The sequence below is a fragment of the Caulobacter sp. GW821-FHT10A10 genome (assembly GCF_059415745.1).
In genome coordinates, this window is the sequence record NZ_JBWKNV010000003.1 from 154,276 (window position 1) to 170,713 (window position 16,438).

Below are 16,438 nucleotides of genomic sequence, written 5' to 3' on the forward strand. Positions count from 1 at the left end.
CATGCCGCGAATACCGCATGAAGTCAAAGGGTCAAGCCGGACACCTCATATGCGGAGGAAGCTCGGACGCCAACCCAAGGTCAAGCTTGGCCATGGCCAAGCTCAGTAAGTGACCATCAAAGGCGCAGGACGCAGGCGCCCCACGTCAGACCGCCGCCCATCGCCTCGAGCAGAAGCAGGTCGCCCGGCTTGATCCGGCCGTCATCCACCGCGTGCGCGAAGGCCAGGGGAATCGATGCGGCCGAGGTGTTGGCGTGCAGCGCCACGGTCGAGACGACCTTTTCCTCGTCGATGCCGCAGCGGTTGGCCACGCCCTGGAGGATTCGCTGGTTGGCCTGGTGCGGGATGAACCAGTCCACCTCGGGCACGGTCACGCCAGCCTTCTCGGCGGCGGCGAAGATGGCCTCGGAGATGTTGACCACGGCGTGCTTGAAGACCTGGTTGCCCAGCATCCGCAGCTTGCCGACCGTGCCCGTGGTGGACGGGCCACCGTCGACATAGAGCAGGTCCTGCTTGGTCCCGTCGGCGCGCAGGGCGAAGCCCAGCATGCCGCGATCGGCCGTGGTGCCCTGCCCTTCGCCCGGCTCCAGCACGACCGCGCCGGCGCCGTCGCCAAACAGCACGCAGGTGCCGCGGTCGGTCCAGTCCATCAGGCGGGTCATGGTCTCGGCGCCGATCACCAGGGCGCACTTGGCGTGGCCGCGGGCGACGAAGCCGTCGGCCACCGACAGGGCGTAGACGAAGCCCGAGCACACGGCCTGGACGTCGAAGGCGATCCCCACCGGCGCGCCGAGCTTGCGCTGGACGATGGCGGCGGTGGCCGGGAAGGTCAGGTCGGGCGTGGTGGTGGCGACGATGATCAGATCAACGTCGGCGGCGGTCTTGCCCGCGCGCTCCAGCGCCTGCTTGGCGGCTTCGGTCGCGAGGTCGGAGACGGCCTGGTCGTCGGCGGCCTTGTGGCGCTGGCGGATGCCGGTGCGCTCGATGATCCATTCGTCGGAGGTGTCGACGACCTTCGACAGGTCTTCGTTGGTGACGATCCCCGGCGGCAGATAGGCCCCGACGCCGGTCACCACGCTACGGACTACGCTCACTCGGCGGCTCCCTGGGTTTCGACGCCATCGGCGCCGTCGTCCTTTGCCGCTTGATCTTTTTCCGCGGTCAGACGCTTCAAGTTACGATCGATCTCGGCGGTGAAGTCGCTGCGCGCGAGATCCACCGCGACGCGCACGGCCGAGGCGAAGCCGCTGGCGTCGGCGCCGCCATGGCTCTTCACCACGATGCCGTTGAGGCCCAGCAGCGGTCCGCCGTTGACCCGGCCGGGGTCCAGGCGGCGCTTCATCTTCTTCAGCGAGCCCGAGGCGATCAGCGCGCCCAGCATGGCCAGCGGGCCGGCGGTCAGCGTGGCCTTAATCTCATTGCCGAAGAACCGGGCCAGGCCCTCGGCGGTCTTCAGGGCGACGTTGCCGGTGAAGCCGTCGGTGACGACCACGTCCACGGTGCCGTAGGCGATGTCGGTGCCCTCGACGAAGCCGCGATAGTCGAAGTCGAAGTGCGGGCTGTCCTGCAGGATGCGGTGCGCCTCGCGCACTTCCTCGTGGCCCTTCTGGTCCTCGGAGCCGACATTGAGGATGCCGACGGTCGGGCGGGTCGAGCCGTGGACGGCGTGGTGGAAGGCCGCGCCCATGATGGCGAACTCGACCAGTTGCTCGGCGTCGCTCTCGACATTGGCGCCGACGTCGAGCACCGCCGAGACGCCCTTCATGGTCGGCCAGGAGGCGACGATGGCCGGGCGCTCCAGATCCGCGCTCATCCGCAGGATCAGCTTGGAGATCGCCATCAGGGCGCCGGTGTTGCCGGCCGAGACGCAAGCCGCGGCCTGGCCCGAGCGCAGGGCCTCGACGGCGTTCCACAGGCTGGAGCCCTTGCCCCGGCGCATGGCCTGGGCGGGCTTTTCGTCCATGGCGATGGACTTGTCGGTGTGGACGACGGTGCACACGGCGCGGGCGGCCGGCGCACGCGCCAGCTCGGCGTTCAGCGCCGTCTCGTCCCCGTGCACCAGGAAGCGGACGTCAGGCAGGGACTTGGCGGCGATCTCGAGCGCGGGTACAACCACGGATGGACCGTGATCCCCGCCCATGGCGTCGACCGAAATGACAACGGGTTGGGGCACGAGACGCTATCGACTCCTGTGACGGTCGCGACGCGGCCGGCTTGATTCCGGGCGTGATATCACGCCCGGAGGGAAAAGGGCCAACTCAGCCCTCTTCGTCCTTTGCTTTCATGCCTTTCAGGGCCGCGAAGGGAGAAAGGTCCACCGGCTCCTCGGGTTGCACGAACACCGCCCCGGGCTTGCGCGGGAACGGGTCCAGTTCCAGCGCCAGGTGCTCGATCACATAGCCCGAGACGTCGATCGTCTCGCCTTCCAGAACGTCCGGCGGATCGTCGCCTTCCGCGTCCATGCCCAGCTCGCCGCCTTCGTCCTGGGGCGCGTGCTCGCTGTTGGCCGGCAGCACGTGCAGGCTGAAGCGGGCGTCGATGCGGGTTTCGAAGTCCTCGGCGGTGACGCCGCAGGTCTGGACCACGCGGGCGCGCAGAACGCCCGAGACCTCGGCCCCGTCCATCCACGAGCGCAGATAGACGTCGGCCTCCAGCTGGTCGAGCGAGACGAGGTCCAGCTGCTTGGCGATCGCCTTGCGCACGGTTTCGTCGGGAGCCAGCTTCAGGTCGACCCCGCCGCGATCGACGCGGGCCAGGGTGACGGTGCTGGGCCAGGGATCGATCAGACGTTCGGCCATTGCACCACTCCATTCAGCAGGTCGTTCAGCGATTGCCCGGCCAGGGCTTCTCGCGCGGACCGCACATAGGCGCTCACGGCGGCGATGTCTCCCTCGCCGCGCTCCTCGAACACGGTGCGGGCCAGGGCGGCGTCGAGGCCGGCCGCGTCGGGCAGGGTCTCGAAGGCCTCGTCATAGGTCTTCAGCCGGCCATAGAAGGCGCCGGCCAGCTTCTTCATCTTCTTGCCGACGGCGGTGTCGGAGACGCCGATCTCGCGGAAGGCGTCGTCGAGGCCGCGGACGTAGGAATCGAACACCGCCTGCGAGGTCTCGCCGGCCGCCTCGCCCTGCCCTTTCAGCCGCTCCATCACCAGCACCACGTGCAGGGTGAAGAGTTCGAACCGGCCCTCCAGCGAGTCGCGGACGCCAAGATCGGCGTAGAACCTCACCGAACGCGCCTGGGCCACCGCCGAGGCATAGAGCTTTTCTGCCGCTATCCTTGCGGCACGAGGCTTCAGAAGCCGATCCAGAAACATTCCACGCCTCTATTTCGCCGCGAGCCGGCCATAGATGGCCTGTCGAGCTACGCGGGCCATTGAACTAAGCCCGCGCGAGCGATAGGTCAAAGTCCAGCATTCTTCCGGTTCCGGAGCCTCTATGTTTCGTCCCGCCGTTTTCGCCGCCGCCGCCATCGGCCTCGCCGCCGTCGTCGGGGGCTGCACGCCGCTGACGAGCTATTCGGGCTTCCAGGCCATCGAGGCCAAGCCTGTCGACATGAAGGTCGGCGAAGACAGCAAGTCGACCGTGATGGAAAAGCTGGGCTCGCCCTCGGCCACCTCCACCTTCGACAACAACGCCTGGTACTACGTCTCGCAGACGACCGACCGCGTCGCCTTCTACAAGCCGCGGGTGATCAAGCGCGACGTGGTGGCGATCAAGTTCAACGCCGCCGACGAAAAGGTCGCCTCGGTCGACACCTTCACCCTGAAGGACGGCAAGGTCATCGCCTACAACGGTCGCGAGACCCCGACCCGTGGTCGCGAGATGACCATCCTCGAGCAGCTGCTCGGCAACGTCGGCCGTGGCGGCATGCTGCCGCAGGACGACGAGGGCGTGCCCGGCACCCGTCCTGGCGACCGTCGCTAAGTCGGCAACCCGACACTCAGCTTCACCATAAACGCGTGATTTCGTGCGACTTTTTGTCGCCGTATCAACGTTTGCTAAATCACGTGCGGAGCAACCTTCACGCTTAGCCGACGCCTGGCCCCAACCAGACGTCGCTCTGGGGGAGAAGGTTCGTGGGCGGGCCAGATCTGCGGGCGTTGACGATCCTGGTCGTCGACGACAACGCCAACATGCGCGGGATCCTGTCGGCGATCCTGAAGGCCGCCGGCGTGCGGCGGATCCTCGAGGCCGGCGACGGCGTCGAGGGCCTGAAGCTGTTCGCCGAGCGCGAGGTCGACATCATCTTCACCGACCTGATGATGCAGCCGGTGGACGGGCTGGCGTTCGTGCACTGGGTGCGCAACTCGCCGGCCAGTCCCAACCCCTACGCGCCGATCATCATGATGACCGGCCACGCCACCCGCCGCAGCCTGGACGAGGCGCGGATGGCCGGGGTGACCGAGTTCCTGGCCAAGCCGATCAACGCGCGCGGGGTGATGCACCGCATCAACGAGGTCATCAACAACCCGCGCGACTTCGTGCGGGTGGGCGACTATTTCGGCCCCTGCCGCCGCCGGCGCATCGACCACGACTTCACCGGCGAGGAACGCCGAGGCGCCCAGCCGACGCCGACCGTGCTGGGCGGCGAGGCCGAGGTCCACGCGTTCGATCCGGAAGAGTGCTACTGAGGGCTCTCCCCTTCCCTAGCCGCCCCCACGCTCATCATCCCGGAAAGCGCGCAGCGTAGGGCGGGGATGACGATGGTGGGTTAGCGCAAAAAGAAAACGCCCCGAGGCCTGAGGCCCGGGGCGTTTCCGTATCGGCCAGATCGCAAGATCAGCCGTGGGCCAGCACCGCCAGGAGCAGCAGGGCCACGATGTTGGTGATCTTGATCATCGGGTTCACGGCGGGACCCGAGGTGTCCTTGTAGGGGTCGCCGACGGTGTCGCCGGTGACGGCGGCCTTGTGGGTGTCGCCGCCCTTCTTGTGCAGGACGCCGTCCTTGTCGGTGAAGCCTTCCTCGATCACCTTCTTGGCGTTGTCCCAGGCGCCGCCGCCGCTGGTCATCGAGATGGCGACGAACAGGCCGGTGACGATCACCCCCATCAGCATGGCGCCGAGGCTGGCGAAGGCGTCGACCTTGCCGGCGATGGCGTTGATGACGAAGAACAGCACCACCGGCGAGACCACCGGCAGCAGACTGGGCACGATCATCTCGCGGATGGCGGCCTTGGTCAGGATGTCGACCGCCTTGCCGTATTCGGGCTTGGTCTCGTAGGTCATGATGCCCGGGTTTTCGCGGAACTGGCGACGGACCTCGGCCACCACCGACTCGGCCGCGCGGCCGACGGCGGTCATGGAAAGACCCCCGAACAGGAACGGCAGCAGGCCGCCGAACAGCAGGCCGACCACGACATAGGGGTTGGACAGGTCGAAGCTGACCGCCCCCATGCCGTCGAAGAAGCTGCCGGGATTGGCGTTCTCGGAGAAGAACTTCAGGTCCTCGGTATAGGCCGCGAACAGCACCAGGGCGCCGAGGCCGGCCGAGCCGATGGCGTAGCCCTTGGTGACGGCCTTGGTGGTGTTGCCGACCGCATCGAGGGCGTCGGTGGTGACGCGGACTTCCGACGGAAGCCCGGCCATCTCGGCGATGCCGCCGGCGTTGTCGGTGACGGGGCCGAAGGCGTCCAGGGCGACGATGAAGCCGGCCAGGGACAGCATGGTGGTGGTGGCGATGGCGATGCCGAACAGGCCCGCCAGATTATAGGTCACGACGATGCCGACGATGATGGTCAGGGCCGGCAGGGCCGTGGACTCCAGCGACATGGCCAGGCCCTGGATGACGTTGGTGCCGTGGCCGGACACCGACGCCTGGGCCACCGACTTCACCGGCCGGAAGCCCGTGCCGGTGTAGTACTCGGTGATCACCACGATCAGCGCCGTCACCGCCAGGCCCACGAGGCCGCAGTAGAACAGGTTGTCGGCGGTGAACAGGCGGCCGTCGAGCTCGATCGAGGTCGGGACCAGCTGGTGGATCACCCACCACACCGCCGGGATCGACAGGACCCCTGTGACGATCAGGCCCTGGTAGAGGGCCCCCATGATGTTGTTCTTCTTGCCCAACCGGACGAAGAAGGCGCCGACGATCGAGGTGACGATGCAGACCGCGCAGATGGCCAGCGGCAGCAGCATCATCGAGCCGACGACGTCGGTGCCGGTGAAGAAGATCGCCGCCAGCACCATGGTGGCGACGGTGGTCACCGCATAGGTCTCGAACAGGTCGGCGGCCATGCCGGCGCAGTCGCCGACATTGTCGCCCACGTTGTCGGCGATGGTGGCCGCGTTGCGGGGGTCGTCTTCCGGAATGCCGGCCTCGACCTTGCCGACGAGATCGCCGCCGACGTCCGCGCCCTTGGTGAAGATGCCGCCGCCCAGGCGGGCGAAGATCGAGATCAAGCTGGCGCCGAAGCCCAGGGCCACCAGGGAGTCGATGACGACCCGGTCCGTGCCCTCATGGCCGACCGACAGCAGCAGGGCGAAATAGCCCGCTACCCCGATCAGGGCGAAGCCCGCCACCAGCATGCCGGTCACGGCGCCGGAGGTGAAGGCCATCGACAGCCCCTTGGCCAGGCTCTCGGAAGAGGCCTGGGCGGTGCGCACATTGGCCCGCACCGAGATCAGCATGCCGGCGAAGCCCGCCAGGCCCGACAGGATCGCGCCCAGCGCGAAGCCCACCGGCTGCTCCCAGCTCTTGAAGAAGAAGGCGAGCAAGGCGATGACCACGACGCCGACGATGGCGATGGTCGTGTACTGACGGTTCAGATAGGCCTGAGCGCCTTCCTGAATGGCCGCGGCGATCTCCTGCATCTTCGCATCGCCCGGCGAGGCCTTCAAAAGCCTGGCGGTCTGAACCGCGCCATACAGCACCGCCAGAAGCCCGGCGCCGATGGCTACGTAAAGCCAAGAACTCATGGGTTTAGTGCCCCTTCGTGTTTCAAATCACGAGGGGTCGCGGTTCCCGGCGCGAGGCGAATACGACCGCCCCCAACCGGGAGCGGCGGGCGGGCCTTATGGCCTCATTCCCCCTCGATGCTCCCTGAACTGGCCCCGACATCGGCGCCAAGGGGAAACACTGCCATCCACCCGCAAAGCGCGCAACCGCTTGCGAGAACGGCGTTCGCGAAGGGATCAGGGGACGATGGGAGCCGAATCGACCTGCGGGGCGGGCTTGGCCGCCCCTGGCGCTCCCGGCTTGGCGGGCGGCTTGGGCGGCGGCACGAAGTTGCGCGGGGTCTGCTTGCCGACCGTGACGCTGGCGATCTTGCCCTTGCCGACCAGGACGGCGGCCTCACGCATCACCGTGCTCTTGAGCTTGCCCTCGTCGAGCAGGACATAGCTGCCCGGCTTGTTGAACGGCTGCTTGTGGGCCGCGCGGACCAGGGCGTCGCGCAGCTTGGGCTCGACGCCGGCGAAGGCCGTGACGTCGCCGCCGGGCGGCAGGGTCAGGGACAGCTCGACGAAGACGTAGTTGATCAGCCGTCCGCCATCGACGATCGGCAGGGCCATCGAGCCCAGCTTGATCACCGGATCGGCCTTCTCCTTCTCGCCCTCCCCGCCTTCCTTCTCCTTCTTCTTGCCCGAGGCGAAGGCGGGCGCGGCGCACAGCGCAAGCGGCGCGGCGAACGCCAGGACGGCGCGGCGGGAAATGGCGGGACGGGTCATGGTCAACGCCATTAACCGACAAGGCTTGAGGTTTCGCTACCGAGCGGCGCTGGAGCCCACGCCGAACAAGACAAAGGGCGCGCCGGGGATCCGGCGCGCCCTTCACGTTCAGGGTCGATCCTGCGCCTAGAAGCTGAAGCGCACGCCGACCAGGCCGCCGAAGCTCGACAGGTCGAAGTCCGACTCGGTCTTGCTGGAGCCGCTGGTGACCTCGACCTTGACCGGGCCGACGCGCTGGTAGCGGCCCTCGGCGAACAGCGAGACCTTCGGCGAGACCTCGACGCTGGCGCCGGCGATGGCCTGCAGGGTCAGGGCGTCGCCCCGATCGTCCAGGATGCCGTCGTCGATCTTCACCGAGGCCACGCCGATGCCGGCGCCCAGATAGGGCTTCACCTTGCCCTTCACGGGAAAGTCGTAATAGGCGTTGATGTCGATGCTGACGACCTGGGCCTTGCCGCCGTCCCAGGTGGCCTGCAGCGTCCCGCCGCTATAGGTGGTTTCCAGCTTCTGACTGCGATAGCCGCCGGCCAGTTCGGCCCGCCAGTTCGGACCGAGCGACGCGCCCCAGGCGATGACGCCCTGAGCGCCGGCGTCGGCCTCGGACGACACCGTCGGACCCGCGTAGTTGTAGTCGAAATCCGTGCTGCCGATGACGCCGCCGGCGATCGAGACGTACTGGCCGCGCTCGGTGACCGAAGCCTTGGCGGGCTTGGCTTCCTGCGCCGAAGCGACGCCGGCGATGGCCAGGGCGGCCACGGCCGTGGTTATGAACAAACGCATGAAGAGAAATCCCCCCAGAGGATACACGCCCGAGTTGGGCGACATCGGCGATAGGGGCTCAGCGCACACTCGTAAACCGGCGCTTCGTGAAGCTTGGCCTTTTGCGAGCGACTATTGCAATGGCGCAACATTTGGTTGCAGGAGTCAAATTCACTCCCGCATTCAGATAGCGAGAAACGTCTCGCCCAGCGCTGGGCGAACGACAGCACGATCCCGATGAAAAGCCGCGAAAGGGAGGCCGAAGCCTTCCCTAGCCGTGCAGCCAGCCCAGGCGCTGGGGGGTGATGTCCTTGCCCTTGAACAGGGCCGCGACCCCCTCGCCTTCCACGAACTCGCCGATGTCGCGCACCGGCAGGCCAGCGGCGAAGGCGGCGGCCTGGAAGGCGGCGACGTCGGCGGCCGGGATGGCGCAGACGATCTCATAGTCGTCGCCGCCCGAGGCCAGGGACATACGGGCTTCGCCGCGCTCGGGCTGGGCTTCCAGCCAGGCGCGGGCGCCCGTCGACAGCGGCAGGCGGTCGAGGTCGACCTTGACCTGCAGGCCGCTGGCCTTGGCGATGTGGCCGGCGTCGGCCAGCAGGCCGTCGGAGACGTCAGCGGCGGCGTGGGCGTACTGGCGCAGGGCTTCACGCAGAGCCAGGCGCGGCGCGGGCGTGCGGTAACGGCGCACGAGGCCGCCGTCGGGATCCTCGACCTCGCCCCAGTGGGCCAGCAGACCAAGCCAGCCGTCGCCGATGCTGCCGCTGACCACGAGGCGGTCGCCGGCCTTGGCGCCGCGGCGCAGGACGGCCGCGCCTTGCGGTACCCAGCCCAGCAGGGTGGCCGAGACGACCAGCGCGCCGGAGGTGGTGACGGTGTCGCCGCCCAGCAGGTTGATCCCGAAGGCCTGGCCGTCTTCGGCGAGGCCGCGGGCGAAGGTCTCGCGATCCTCGACCGTCGTGCCCGAGGGCCAGCCGACGGCCAGGAAATAGCCGTAGGGCTCGGCGCCCTTGGCGGCCAGGTCGGAGAGATTGGTGCGCAGCAGGCGGCGCGCGACGATGTCGAGCTCCTCGCCGGCCAGGAAGTGCACGCCGGCGACCATGGCGTCCTTGGTGATCACCAGGTCGTAGCCAGGCCGCGAGGGCAGAACCGCCGCGTCGTCCAGCAGGTCGAGCGCGGCGGGGTCGCCGTTGGTCAGCGGCCGCAGGAATTTCTCGATGAGCTCGAACTCGTCCGGACCGGTCGGCGCGGCCGCCGGCGGGACGTCGTCGAACCACGACTCGTCGTCCTCCGCCGCCGTCGCCGGGGCGGGATCGTCGAACCAGTCGTCGTCAGACTCGGGCGTCACGCGCGATGGCGTCCAGGGCGCCGTTGATGAAGCCGGCTTCCGGCCCTTCGAAGAACGACTTGGCGATCTCGACATACTCGTCGATCACCACCTCGGTCGGAACGTCCGGGCGGTTCATCAGCTCGTAGGCGCCGGCGCGCAGAACAGCGCGGGCGGTGGCGTCCAGGCGCTCCAGCTTCCAGCCGGAGGCCAGACGGCGGACGATGGCCGGGTCGATGGCGGCCTGCTTGGAGACCACGCCCTTCACCAGGTCGGCGAAGAAGGTCTCGTCGGCCTGGGCCAGTTGCGCGCCTTCGCTGTCTTCGACGGCGCGGTCGAAGCGGTGTTCGGAGAACTCGCGGACGACGGCGTCGACGCCGGCGCCGGAGACTTCCATCTGATAGAGGGCCTGCACGGCCGCCAGACGCGAGACGGAACGAGGCTGGATGCGCTTGCTCATCGCGCTTGTCCTGACAGCTGACGCTTCAATCCCACGATCTCCAGGCATTCCCGAGCGGCTTGGCCTCCGCGGTCGCCTTGCGACAGGCGGGCGCGATTCCAGGCCTGATCCTCGTCGTCAACCGTCAACACGCCGTAACCAATGGCCAACCTTTTTCCGACGGCCAGGTCCTGAAGGCCGCGGGCGGTCTCGTTGCTGATGATCTCGAAGTGGTAGGTCTCGCCGCGGATGACCGCGCCGAGGGCGATGTAGCCGTCGTAGCGCACGCCCGACGGGCCCTTGCCGGCCTCCTCGGCGATGGCGATCGCGGCGGGGATCTGCAGGGCGTCGGACACGGTGACGACGTCGTACTCGGCGCCCTGCGCCTCGACCGCCTGCACCGCGCCGGCCAGCAGCGCGTCGGAAAGGCCCGAATAACGGCGCCCCTCGACGATCAGCAGACGAATCCTGTCTTCCACCATATGCCTCTGAACTCCTGGGCGGACGGGAGGCCTCGATGGGCCGTCTTCCGCCGACCCGAAAAATCGAATCGTAGAATGCGCCTATAGCTCGTCTTCGGCGACGTCGCTCAAGCCTTCTTCGCCCAAAAACTTCGCGAAATCGCTGGTCTCCCGGAAATCGCGGTAGACCGAGGCGTAGCGCACATAGGCCACGTCATCGAGCGACTTGAGAGCCTTCATCACCATCTCGCCGACGACCGAGGACTGAAGCTCGGTCTCGCCCTGGCTTTCCAGCTGGCGGACGATGCCGTTGACCATCCGCTCGACCCGCTCGATGTCGATCGGACGCTTGCGGGTGGCCAGCGAGATCGAGCGCATCAGCTTGTCACGGTCGAACGGCGAGCGACGGCCCGACCGCTTGACGATGATCAACTCGCGCAGCTGGACGCGCTCGAAGGTGGTGAAGCGGCCGCCGCACTCCGGGCAGAGGCGGCGACGGCGGATGGCCGCGCCGTCTTCCGACGGGCGGCTGTCCTTCACCTGGCTTTCGGCGTGGCCGCAGAATGGGCAGCGCATGATCTTGGGCCCTCCCCTGCGGCCTCAGCCCATTAGTTGTAGATCGGGAAGCGGGCCGTCAAGGCCAGCACTTCCTCGCGGACCTTGGCTTCGACGGCCGCGTTGCCGTCGGCGCCGTTGGCGGCCAGGCCATTGACCACTTCGCCGATCAGCTCGCCGACGCGGGTGAACTCGGCTTCCTTGAAGCCGCGGGTCGTGCCGGCCGGAGTGCCCAGGCGGATGCCCGAGGTGATGGTGAACGGCGCGGTGTCGAACGGCACGCCGTTCTTGTTGCAGGTCATGTGGGCGCGCTCGAGGCTGTGCTCGGCGTCGCGGCCGGTCACGCCCTTGGGACGCAGATCGACCAGCATCAGGTGGCTGTCGGTGCCGCCCGAGACGATGTTGACGCCCGACTTGCCCAGCGCTTCGGCCAGGGCCTTGGCGTTGGCGATGATCTGCGCGGCGTATTCCTTGAACGAGGGTTGAAGCGCTTCACCGAAAGCGACCGCCTTGGCGGCGATGACGTGCTCGAGCGGGCCGCCCTGCAGGCCGGGGAACACGGCCGAGTTGACCTTCTTGATGATGGCTTCGTCGTTGGTCAGCACCATGCCGCCGCGCGGGCCGCGCAGGGTCTTGTGGGTGGTGGTGGTGACGACGTGGGCGTGCGGAACCGGGTTCGGGAACACGCCGCCGGCCACCAGGCCCGCGAAGTGAGCCATGTCGACCATCAGGTAGGCGCCGACCGAGTCCGCGATCTCGCGGAAGCGGGCGAAGTCGATCTCGCGGCTGTAAGCCGAACCGCCGGCGATGATCAGCTTGGGCTTTTCGCGCTGAGCGACCTCGGCGACATTGTCGTAGTCGATCAGCTGGTCCTGCTGGCGCACGGTGTAGGACACCGGCTTGAACCACTTGCCCGACTGGTTGGCGGGCGAGCCGTGGGTCAGGTGGCCGCCGGCGGCCAGGTCCATGCCCATGAAGGTGTCGCCCGGCTGCAGCAGCGACATGAACACCGACTGGTTGGCCTGCGAACCCGAGTGCGGCTGGACGTTGGCGAAGGCCGCGCCGAACAGCTGCTTGGCGCGCTCGATGGCGATAGTCTCGATCTCGTCGACCCATTCGCAGCCGCCGTAGTAGCGCTTGCCCGGATAGCCCTCGGCGTACTTGTTGGTCAGGATCGAGCCCTGGGCTTCGAGCACCGCCTTGGAGACGATGTTTTCCGAGGCGATCAGCTCGATCTGGTTCTGCTGACGACCCAGCTCCCGGCCAATGCGATCGAAGATGTCGCGGTCGGCGGTCGCGAGATCGGCGCCGAAGAACTTGGTCAGGTCGGTCGAGGTCGTCATCGGGCGCTCCTTGGGGCGGGCAGCGGGCAGTAGCGGCGCTCCCGGCGTCGGGAGTCGACGGCGCTCTCTTTAGCGTCCTTCGCGCCGCGATCAATCACGGAACCGTCGCAGTAACCATGCGTTGCTCACGAAGCCGGCCGGGTGTTGCCGCCAAGCCGGCTGATTTTCAGTGCAACGAACAGAACGGGCGGGATGCGTATGGCGGTTTCTCACGGCGAAACGGGATCGGAACTGACGGACGAGCCCGACCTGCTGGCGCTGAGCGCCGGGATCGTCGCGGCCTATGTGGGGCAGAACAAGGTCTCCCACACCGCCGTGCCCGACCTGATCCGCACCGTGCACGGCGCGCTCCAGACCCTGGGCGGCGAGCCCGCCGCGGCCAAGACGACCGAGAAGGCCAAGCCCGCCGTGCCGGTCTCGCGCTCGGTGCAGCACGACTACATCGTCTGCCTGGAAGACGGGAAGAAGCTCAAGATGCTCAAGCGCTACCTGCGCTCGCACTACGACATGAGCCCCGAGGACTACCGCCGCAAATGGGGCCTGCCCTCGGACTATCCCATGGTCGCCCCGGCCTACGCCGCCCGCCGCTCGGACTTCGCCAAGCAGATCGGGCTGGGCAAGGGCGTGCGCCGGAGGGCGTAGTCGCCCTCCCCTTCATTCCTTCTTGCCCCCAACTGGTCGTCATCCCGGCCGAAGCGCAGCGTAGAGCCGGGACCCAGGGGCCGCCGCACGGCGTCCGCGACCTCTGAAGAGGCTGTTGCAAGTTCGGCGCCCAGTCCCCCTGGGTCCCGGATAAGCCCTGCGGGCTTTCCGGGATGACGAAGTTTGGGAGCATGGGTGTGAAGCGCGCGAATCCTCAAACCGATGAGAAGATGTCCCGTTTGACGAAGCTCGCCGTCATGAACCGGCCCATGGCCTTGGGCATGGTCAGCCAGCGCACCGGCGCGGCCGTGGCCTCGCCCTTCAGCACGCCGTCGGCGATGTAGGGGGCGACGGTCTCCACGCGGTCGCCGAGGATGTTGTAGAGCTTCATCGAGCGCTCGCGGTCTGCGTCGGTGGCGTCCTTCATCTCGGCCTGCAGCAGGTCGGTGGCGACGATGCCGGGGCTGATCGTGCCGATCCGCACGCTGGTGCCGTCCAGCTCCTTGCCCATCGACTTGGTGAAGTAGGACACCGCCCGCTTGGTGGCGCCGTAGAGCGTCAGGCCCGAGGCGGTCATGCCGTCGCTGCCGAAGCCCTCGAAATTGTAGATCGCCCCGCCGCCGGGCTGGACCAGCATGCGGGTCATGGCGAGCTTCGTGGCCTTGATCACGCCCAGCAGGTTGGTGGCGACGATGGCGTCGATGTCGGCCTCTTCCACCTGGTCCAGGCGCACGCGCGGCGACACCGAGCCGGCGTTGTTGATCCAGATGTCGACCGCGCCGAACCGCTCGACGGCCGTGTTCCACAGCGCTTCCAAGTCGGCGACCTTGCTGACGTCGCAGGCCTGGGCGGCGACGGCGCCGCCGGTGGCTTCCAGCTTGGCCAGGGCCTGCGCCAAGACGGTCGGGTTGCGGCCCGAGATCACCACCTGGCAGCCCCGCTCGAGGAAGGCTTCCGCCAGGCCGTAGCCGATGCCGCGGCTGCTGCCGGTGATCACGATGGTCTTCACGGGTGCGATTCCTCTGCGTACAGGGCTCCATCCAGCAGCAAGCGGCGCGGCTTTGCAGCGGCCTTTTAGCGGGAAACCGCCACGCGGAGAGCCTCAGGTCGGACGGACATTCATCGACTTGTCGCCCCCAATCCGTCCAATCCCCGCGAAGGCGGGGACCCAAGCGGGCTTTCAGGGTGAAGTGCGGCCGTGGGCTATCCGCGGACTCGGCTTGGATCCCCGCCTTCGCGGGGATGCTCGGTAGACTGGGCAAGGCCTCCGAATGTGGCCCGGCCCCTCAGACCGCCGTTTCCCGCTCCAGCCAGGCCAGCGCTTCCGATCGCGCCCAGGCGATGCGGGGCGCGAGATCCGCCACGGCGTCATCGTCGAGCCCGGCCAGCAGGCCCCGCGCTTCGCCCAAGGCCGCGAGGTCCGTCGGCGCGTCGCCGAGATAGGCGTCGGGCAGTTCGTGCTGATGGAAGGCGATGTCGGCCAGGACGGCGGCGACGAGGTCCAGCCGGGCGGGCGCGAACAGCGGATCGCGCTCCAGCGCCTCGCGCAGGAAGGGCTGCGGCGGCGCGTGCCAGGTCGAGCCGCCGCTCGACAGCCGCGCCAGCCAGACCAGCGGCCAGGGATCGGCGGACTTGGCGCTCGCCCATTCCTCCAGGGTCGGGCGGACGAGCAGGCGAAACAGCGGAACCGGCAGCACGGCCTCGGGCTGGCCGCGATAGGCCATGCGCTTCTCGCCGATCCAGACGACCAGAGCGACGCGCTGCGCCAGCGGCCACGTCACGGCCCCGGCCATGAACAGGTCGAGAGCGTCCAGCGCCTCGCGCCTCAGACCCTGGTGACGAAAGCGGAAATAGTCGGACAGCCCCGACCAGCCGGGATGCTCCAACGCATCCTCGGCCAGTTCGCGCAGGTAACCGAGATCGAAACCCAAGGCGGGGTGTTAGGCCGCGTGGCCGCCCATGCGGGCGACGTTGCAGTGCGCCCATAGCTTTTCCATCGCCCCGACCAGCTTGCGCATCATGTCGTCGGTGTGGAACGGCGTGGGCGTGAAGCGCAGGCGCTCGGTGCCGCGCGGCACGGTCGGATAGTTGATCGGCTGCACATAGACGCCGTGGTCGGCCAGCAGCATGTCGCTGATCAGCTTGGTGTGGACGGGGTCGCCGACCAGCACCGGAACAATGTGGCTGTCGTTTTCCATGACCGGCAGGCCGGCGTCCTGGAACATCTTCTTCAGGGTGGCGGCGCGCTCCTGGTGGGCGTCGCGCACTTCGGGGTGCTGCTTGAGCCACTTGACGCTGGCCAGGGCCCCGGCGGTCAGGGCGGGCGGCAGCGAGGTGGTGAAGATGAAGCCCGAGGCCATCAGGCGCACGGCGTCGATCACCTCGGCGTCGCCGGTGATGTAGCCGCCCATGACGCCGAAGGCCTTGCCCAACGTGCCTTCGATGATGTCGATCTCGCCCATGACGCCGTCGCGCTCGGCGACGCCGCCGCCGCGCGGACCGTACATGCCGACCGCGTGGACCTCGTCCAGATAGGTCATGGCGCCGTATTTCTTGGCGAGAGCGGCCGTGGCGCCGATGTCAGCGATGTCGCCGTCCATCGAATAGACGCTCTCGAAGGCCACCAGCTTGGGCGCGTCGGCCGGGGCGGCCGCCAGCAGCTCTTCCAGGTGAGCCAGGTCGTTGTGGCGGAAGATGTGACGCGGACCGCCGCCGTTGCGGATGCCGGCGATCATCGAGGCGTGGTTCTGGGCGTCGGAGAAGATGATCAGGCCCGGCAGGATCTTCTGCAGGACGCTGAGCGTGGCTTCGTTCGAGACGTAGCCCGAGGTGAACAGCAGCGCGGCTTCCTTGCCGTGCAGGTCGGCAAGCTCGGCTTCCAGCTCCACGTGGTGGTGGTTGGTGCCCGAGATGTTGCGGGTGCCGCCCGAGCCCGAGCCGTGCTCGTCGATCGCCTGGTGCATGGCGTCCAGCACGACGGGGTTCTGGCCCTGGCCGAGATAGTCGTTCGAGCACCAGACCACGACTTCGCTCTCGCCGCCGTCGGCGCGAGTCCAGGTCGCGCGCGGGAAGGCGCCGCGATGGCGCTTCAGGTCGGCGAACACCCGGTAGCGGCCTTCGTTGCGGATCTGGGAGACAGCAGCGGTGAACGCGGCTTTGTAGTCCATGCTCGTATCTTCCCCCCGGACCGAGGCCCGGCGGTCCTTGTTCTTCTAGCCCGGCTTTTCGCACCGCGCCGACGTAGTGTC

The 16,438-nt window shown here is 67.9% G+C and carries 18 protein-coding genes and 1 pseudogene; 4 read left to right on the forward strand and 15 right to left on the reverse strand.

The window, feature by feature from the left end:
- Nucleotides 1-116: 116 nt before the first annotated feature.
- The 4 genes from AC07NS_RS10025 to AC07NS_RS10040 all read right to left on the reverse strand — a co-directional run bounded on the left by AC07NS_RS10025 (nucleotide 117) and on the right by AC07NS_RS10040 (nucleotide 3,313).
- On the reverse strand, nucleotides 117-1,094 hold the full coding sequence (locus AC07NS_RS10025) for a beta-ketoacyl-ACP synthase III (RefSeq protein ID WP_494602964.1): 978 nt from the start codon (nucleotides 1,092-1,094) through the stop codon (nucleotides 117-119).
- Nucleotides 1,091-2,173 carry a phosphate acyltransferase PlsX gene (gene plsX / locus AC07NS_RS10030; RefSeq protein WP_487291110.1) on the reverse strand — a complete coding sequence of 361 codons (1,083 nt, stop codon included), beginning with the start codon at nucleotides 2,171-2,173 and terminating at the stop codon, nucleotides 1,091-1,093. Before plsX ends, AC07NS_RS10025 begins: the two co-directional genes overlap by 4 nt.
- Before the next feature lie 85 nt (nucleotides 2,174-2,258).
- A complete protein-coding gene (locus AC07NS_RS10035) occupies nucleotides 2,259-2,798 on the reverse strand; it encodes a YceD family protein (RefSeq protein ID WP_494602965.1) in 540 nt (179 codons plus the stop codon).
- Complete coding sequence (locus tag AC07NS_RS10040) at nucleotides 2,783-3,313, reverse strand: ubiquinol-cytochrome C chaperone family protein (protein ID WP_494602966.1); 531 nt, start codon at nucleotides 3,311-3,313, stop codon at nucleotides 2,783-2,785. Before AC07NS_RS10040 ends, AC07NS_RS10035 begins: the two co-directional genes overlap by 16 nt.
- 121 nt (nucleotides 3,314-3,434) lie before the next feature.
- Here AC07NS_RS10040 and AC07NS_RS10045 point away from each other — a divergent pair, with 121 nt between their 5' ends.
- Complete coding sequence (locus tag AC07NS_RS10045) at nucleotides 3,435-3,923, forward strand: outer membrane protein assembly factor BamE (RefSeq protein WP_110118244.1); 489 nt, start codon at nucleotides 3,435-3,437, stop codon at nucleotides 3,921-3,923.
- 152 nt (nucleotides 3,924-4,075) lie between these two features.
- Complete coding sequence (locus tag AC07NS_RS10050; protein ID WP_494602967.1) at nucleotides 4,076-4,630, forward strand: response regulator; 555 nt, start codon at nucleotides 4,076-4,078, stop codon at nucleotides 4,628-4,630.
- 148 nt (nucleotides 4,631-4,778) lie between these two features.
- Here AC07NS_RS10050 and AC07NS_RS10055 read toward each other — a convergent pair whose 3' ends face one another.
- The 8 genes from AC07NS_RS10055 to glyA all read right to left on the reverse strand — a co-directional run bounded on the left by AC07NS_RS10055 (nucleotide 4,779) and on the right by glyA (nucleotide 12,548).
- On the reverse strand, nucleotides 4,779-6,914 hold the full coding sequence (locus tag AC07NS_RS10055; protein WP_494602968.1) for a sodium-translocating pyrophosphatase: 2,136 nt from the start codon (nucleotides 6,912-6,914) through the stop codon (nucleotides 4,779-4,781).
- Between the two features lie 216 nt (nucleotides 6,915-7,130).
- Entirely contained in the window at nucleotides 7,131-7,664 is a 534-nt protein-coding gene (locus AC07NS_RS10060) for a hypothetical protein (protein ID WP_494602969.1), read from the reverse strand.
- 126 nt (nucleotides 7,665-7,790) lie between these two features.
- The gene (locus tag AC07NS_RS10065) at nucleotides 7,791-8,444 is read right to left on the reverse strand and encodes an outer membrane protein (protein WP_494602970.1); all 654 of its coding nucleotides are present in this window, start codon (nucleotides 8,442-8,444) and stop codon (nucleotides 7,791-7,793) included.
- Nucleotides 8,445-8,694: 250 nt separating this feature from the next.
- Nucleotides 8,695-9,846, reverse strand: coding sequence for a thiamine-phosphate kinase (thiL, locus tag AC07NS_RS10070; RefSeq protein WP_494602971.1), 1,152 nt, complete (start codon nucleotides 9,844-9,846; stop codon nucleotides 8,695-8,697).
- A complete protein-coding gene (gene nusB / locus AC07NS_RS10075) occupies nucleotides 9,755-10,210 on the reverse strand; it encodes a transcription antitermination factor NusB (RefSeq protein WP_110118236.1) in 456 nt (151 codons plus the stop codon). Before nusB ends, thiL begins: the two co-directional genes overlap by 92 nt.
- The gene (locus AC07NS_RS10080; RefSeq protein WP_487291118.1) at nucleotides 10,207-10,671 is read right to left on the reverse strand and encodes a 6,7-dimethyl-8-ribityllumazine synthase; all 465 of its coding nucleotides are present in this window, start codon (nucleotides 10,669-10,671) and stop codon (nucleotides 10,207-10,209) included. The genes nusB and AC07NS_RS10080 overlap by 4 nt, the downstream gene beginning before the upstream one ends.
- 81 nt (nucleotides 10,672-10,752) lie before the next feature.
- On the reverse strand, nucleotides 10,753-11,226 hold the full coding sequence (nrdR, locus tag AC07NS_RS10085) for a transcriptional regulator NrdR (protein WP_494602972.1): 474 nt from the start codon (nucleotides 11,224-11,226) through the stop codon (nucleotides 10,753-10,755).
- A gap of 32 nt (nucleotides 11,227-11,258) precedes the next feature.
- Nucleotides 11,259-12,548, reverse strand: a complete 1,290-nt coding sequence (glyA, locus tag AC07NS_RS10090) for a serine hydroxymethyltransferase (RefSeq protein ID WP_494602973.1) — start codon at nucleotides 12,546-12,548, stop codon at nucleotides 11,259-11,261.
- A gap of 198 nt (nucleotides 12,549-12,746) precedes the next feature.
- On the opposite strand from glyA, the gene AC07NS_RS10095 reads away from it, so the two are divergent.
- Entirely contained in the window at nucleotides 12,747-13,190 is a 444-nt protein-coding gene (locus AC07NS_RS10095) for a Ros/MucR family transcriptional regulator (protein ID WP_494602974.1), read from the forward strand.
- A 22-nt stretch (nucleotides 13,191-13,212) separates the two neighbouring features.
- Nucleotides 13,213-13,344: pseudogene (locus AC07NS_RS10100) on the forward strand (hypothetical protein).
- A gap of 60 nt (nucleotides 13,345-13,404) precedes the next feature.
- Here AC07NS_RS10100 and AC07NS_RS10105 read toward each other — a convergent pair.
- The 3 genes from AC07NS_RS10105 to hemA form a co-directional block, all read right to left on the reverse strand.
- Entirely contained in the window at nucleotides 13,405-14,199 is a 795-nt protein-coding gene (locus AC07NS_RS10105) for an SDR family NAD(P)-dependent oxidoreductase (RefSeq protein WP_494602975.1), read from the reverse strand.
- Nucleotides 14,200-14,476: 277 nt separating this feature from the next.
- Nucleotides 14,477-15,121: a hypothetical protein gene (locus AC07NS_RS10110; RefSeq protein ID WP_494602976.1), complete on the reverse strand. Its 645-nt coding sequence runs from the start codon at nucleotides 15,119-15,121 to the stop codon at nucleotides 14,477-14,479.
- A gap of 9 nt (nucleotides 15,122-15,130) precedes the next feature.
- Nucleotides 15,131-16,357, reverse strand: a complete 1,227-nt coding sequence (gene hemA, locus AC07NS_RS10115) for a 5-aminolevulinate synthase (RefSeq protein WP_494602977.1) — start codon at nucleotides 16,355-16,357, stop codon at nucleotides 15,131-15,133.
- Between the last annotated feature and the right edge of the window lie 81 nt (nucleotides 16,358-16,438).

What these genes read in the sequence shown, in the direction of transcription:
- AC07NS_RS10055 (WP_494602968.1), bottom strand. Translation starts at nt 6,914, where the DNA reads ATGAGTTCTTGGCTTTACGTAGCCATCGGCGCCGGGCTTCTGGCGGTG.
- AC07NS_RS10080 (WP_487291118.1), bottom strand. Translation starts at nt 10,671, where the DNA reads ATGGTGGAAGACAGGATTCGTCTGCTGATCGTCGAGGGGCGCCGTTAT.
- AC07NS_RS10095 (WP_494602974.1), top strand. Translation starts at nt 12,747, where the DNA reads ATGGCGGTTTCTCACGGCGAAACGGGATCGGAACTGACGGACGAGCCC.
- AC07NS_RS10065 (WP_494602970.1), bottom strand. Translation starts at nt 8,444, where the DNA reads ATGCGTTTGTTCATAACCACGGCCGTGGCCGCCCTGGCCATCGCCGGC.
- hemA (WP_494602977.1), bottom strand. Translation starts at nt 16,357, where the DNA reads ATGGACTACAAAGCCGCGTTCACCGCTGCTGTCTCCCAGATCCGCAAC.
- thiL (WP_494602971.1), bottom strand. Translation starts at nt 9,846, where the DNA reads ATGTCGAGATCGCCAAGTCGTTCTTCGAAGGGCCGGAAGCCGGCTTCA.
- nusB (WP_110118236.1), bottom strand. Translation starts at nt 10,210, where the DNA reads ATGAGCAAGCGCATCCAGCCTCGTTCCGTCTCGCGTCTGGCGGCCGTG.
- AC07NS_RS10035 (WP_494602965.1), bottom strand. Translation starts at nt 2,798, where the DNA reads ATGGCCGAACGTCTGATCGATCCCTGGCCCAGCACCGTCACCCTGGCC.
- AC07NS_RS10060 (WP_494602969.1), bottom strand. Translation starts at nt 7,664, where the DNA reads ATGACCCGTCCCGCCATTTCCCGCCGCGCCGTCCTGGCGTTCGCCGCG.
- AC07NS_RS10045 (WP_110118244.1), top strand. Translation starts at nt 3,435, where the DNA reads ATGTTTCGTCCCGCCGTTTTCGCCGCCGCCGCCATCGGCCTCGCCGCC.
- nrdR (WP_494602972.1), bottom strand. Translation starts at nt 11,226, where the DNA reads ATGCGCTGCCCATTCTGCGGCCACGCCGAAAGCCAGGTGAAGGACAGC.
- glyA (WP_494602973.1), bottom strand. Translation starts at nt 12,548, where the DNA reads ATGACGACCTCGACCGACCTGACCAAGTTCTTCGGCGCCGATCTCGCG.
- AC07NS_RS10040 (WP_494602966.1), bottom strand. Translation starts at nt 3,313, where the DNA reads ATGTTTCTGGATCGGCTTCTGAAGCCTCGTGCCGCAAGGATAGCGGCA.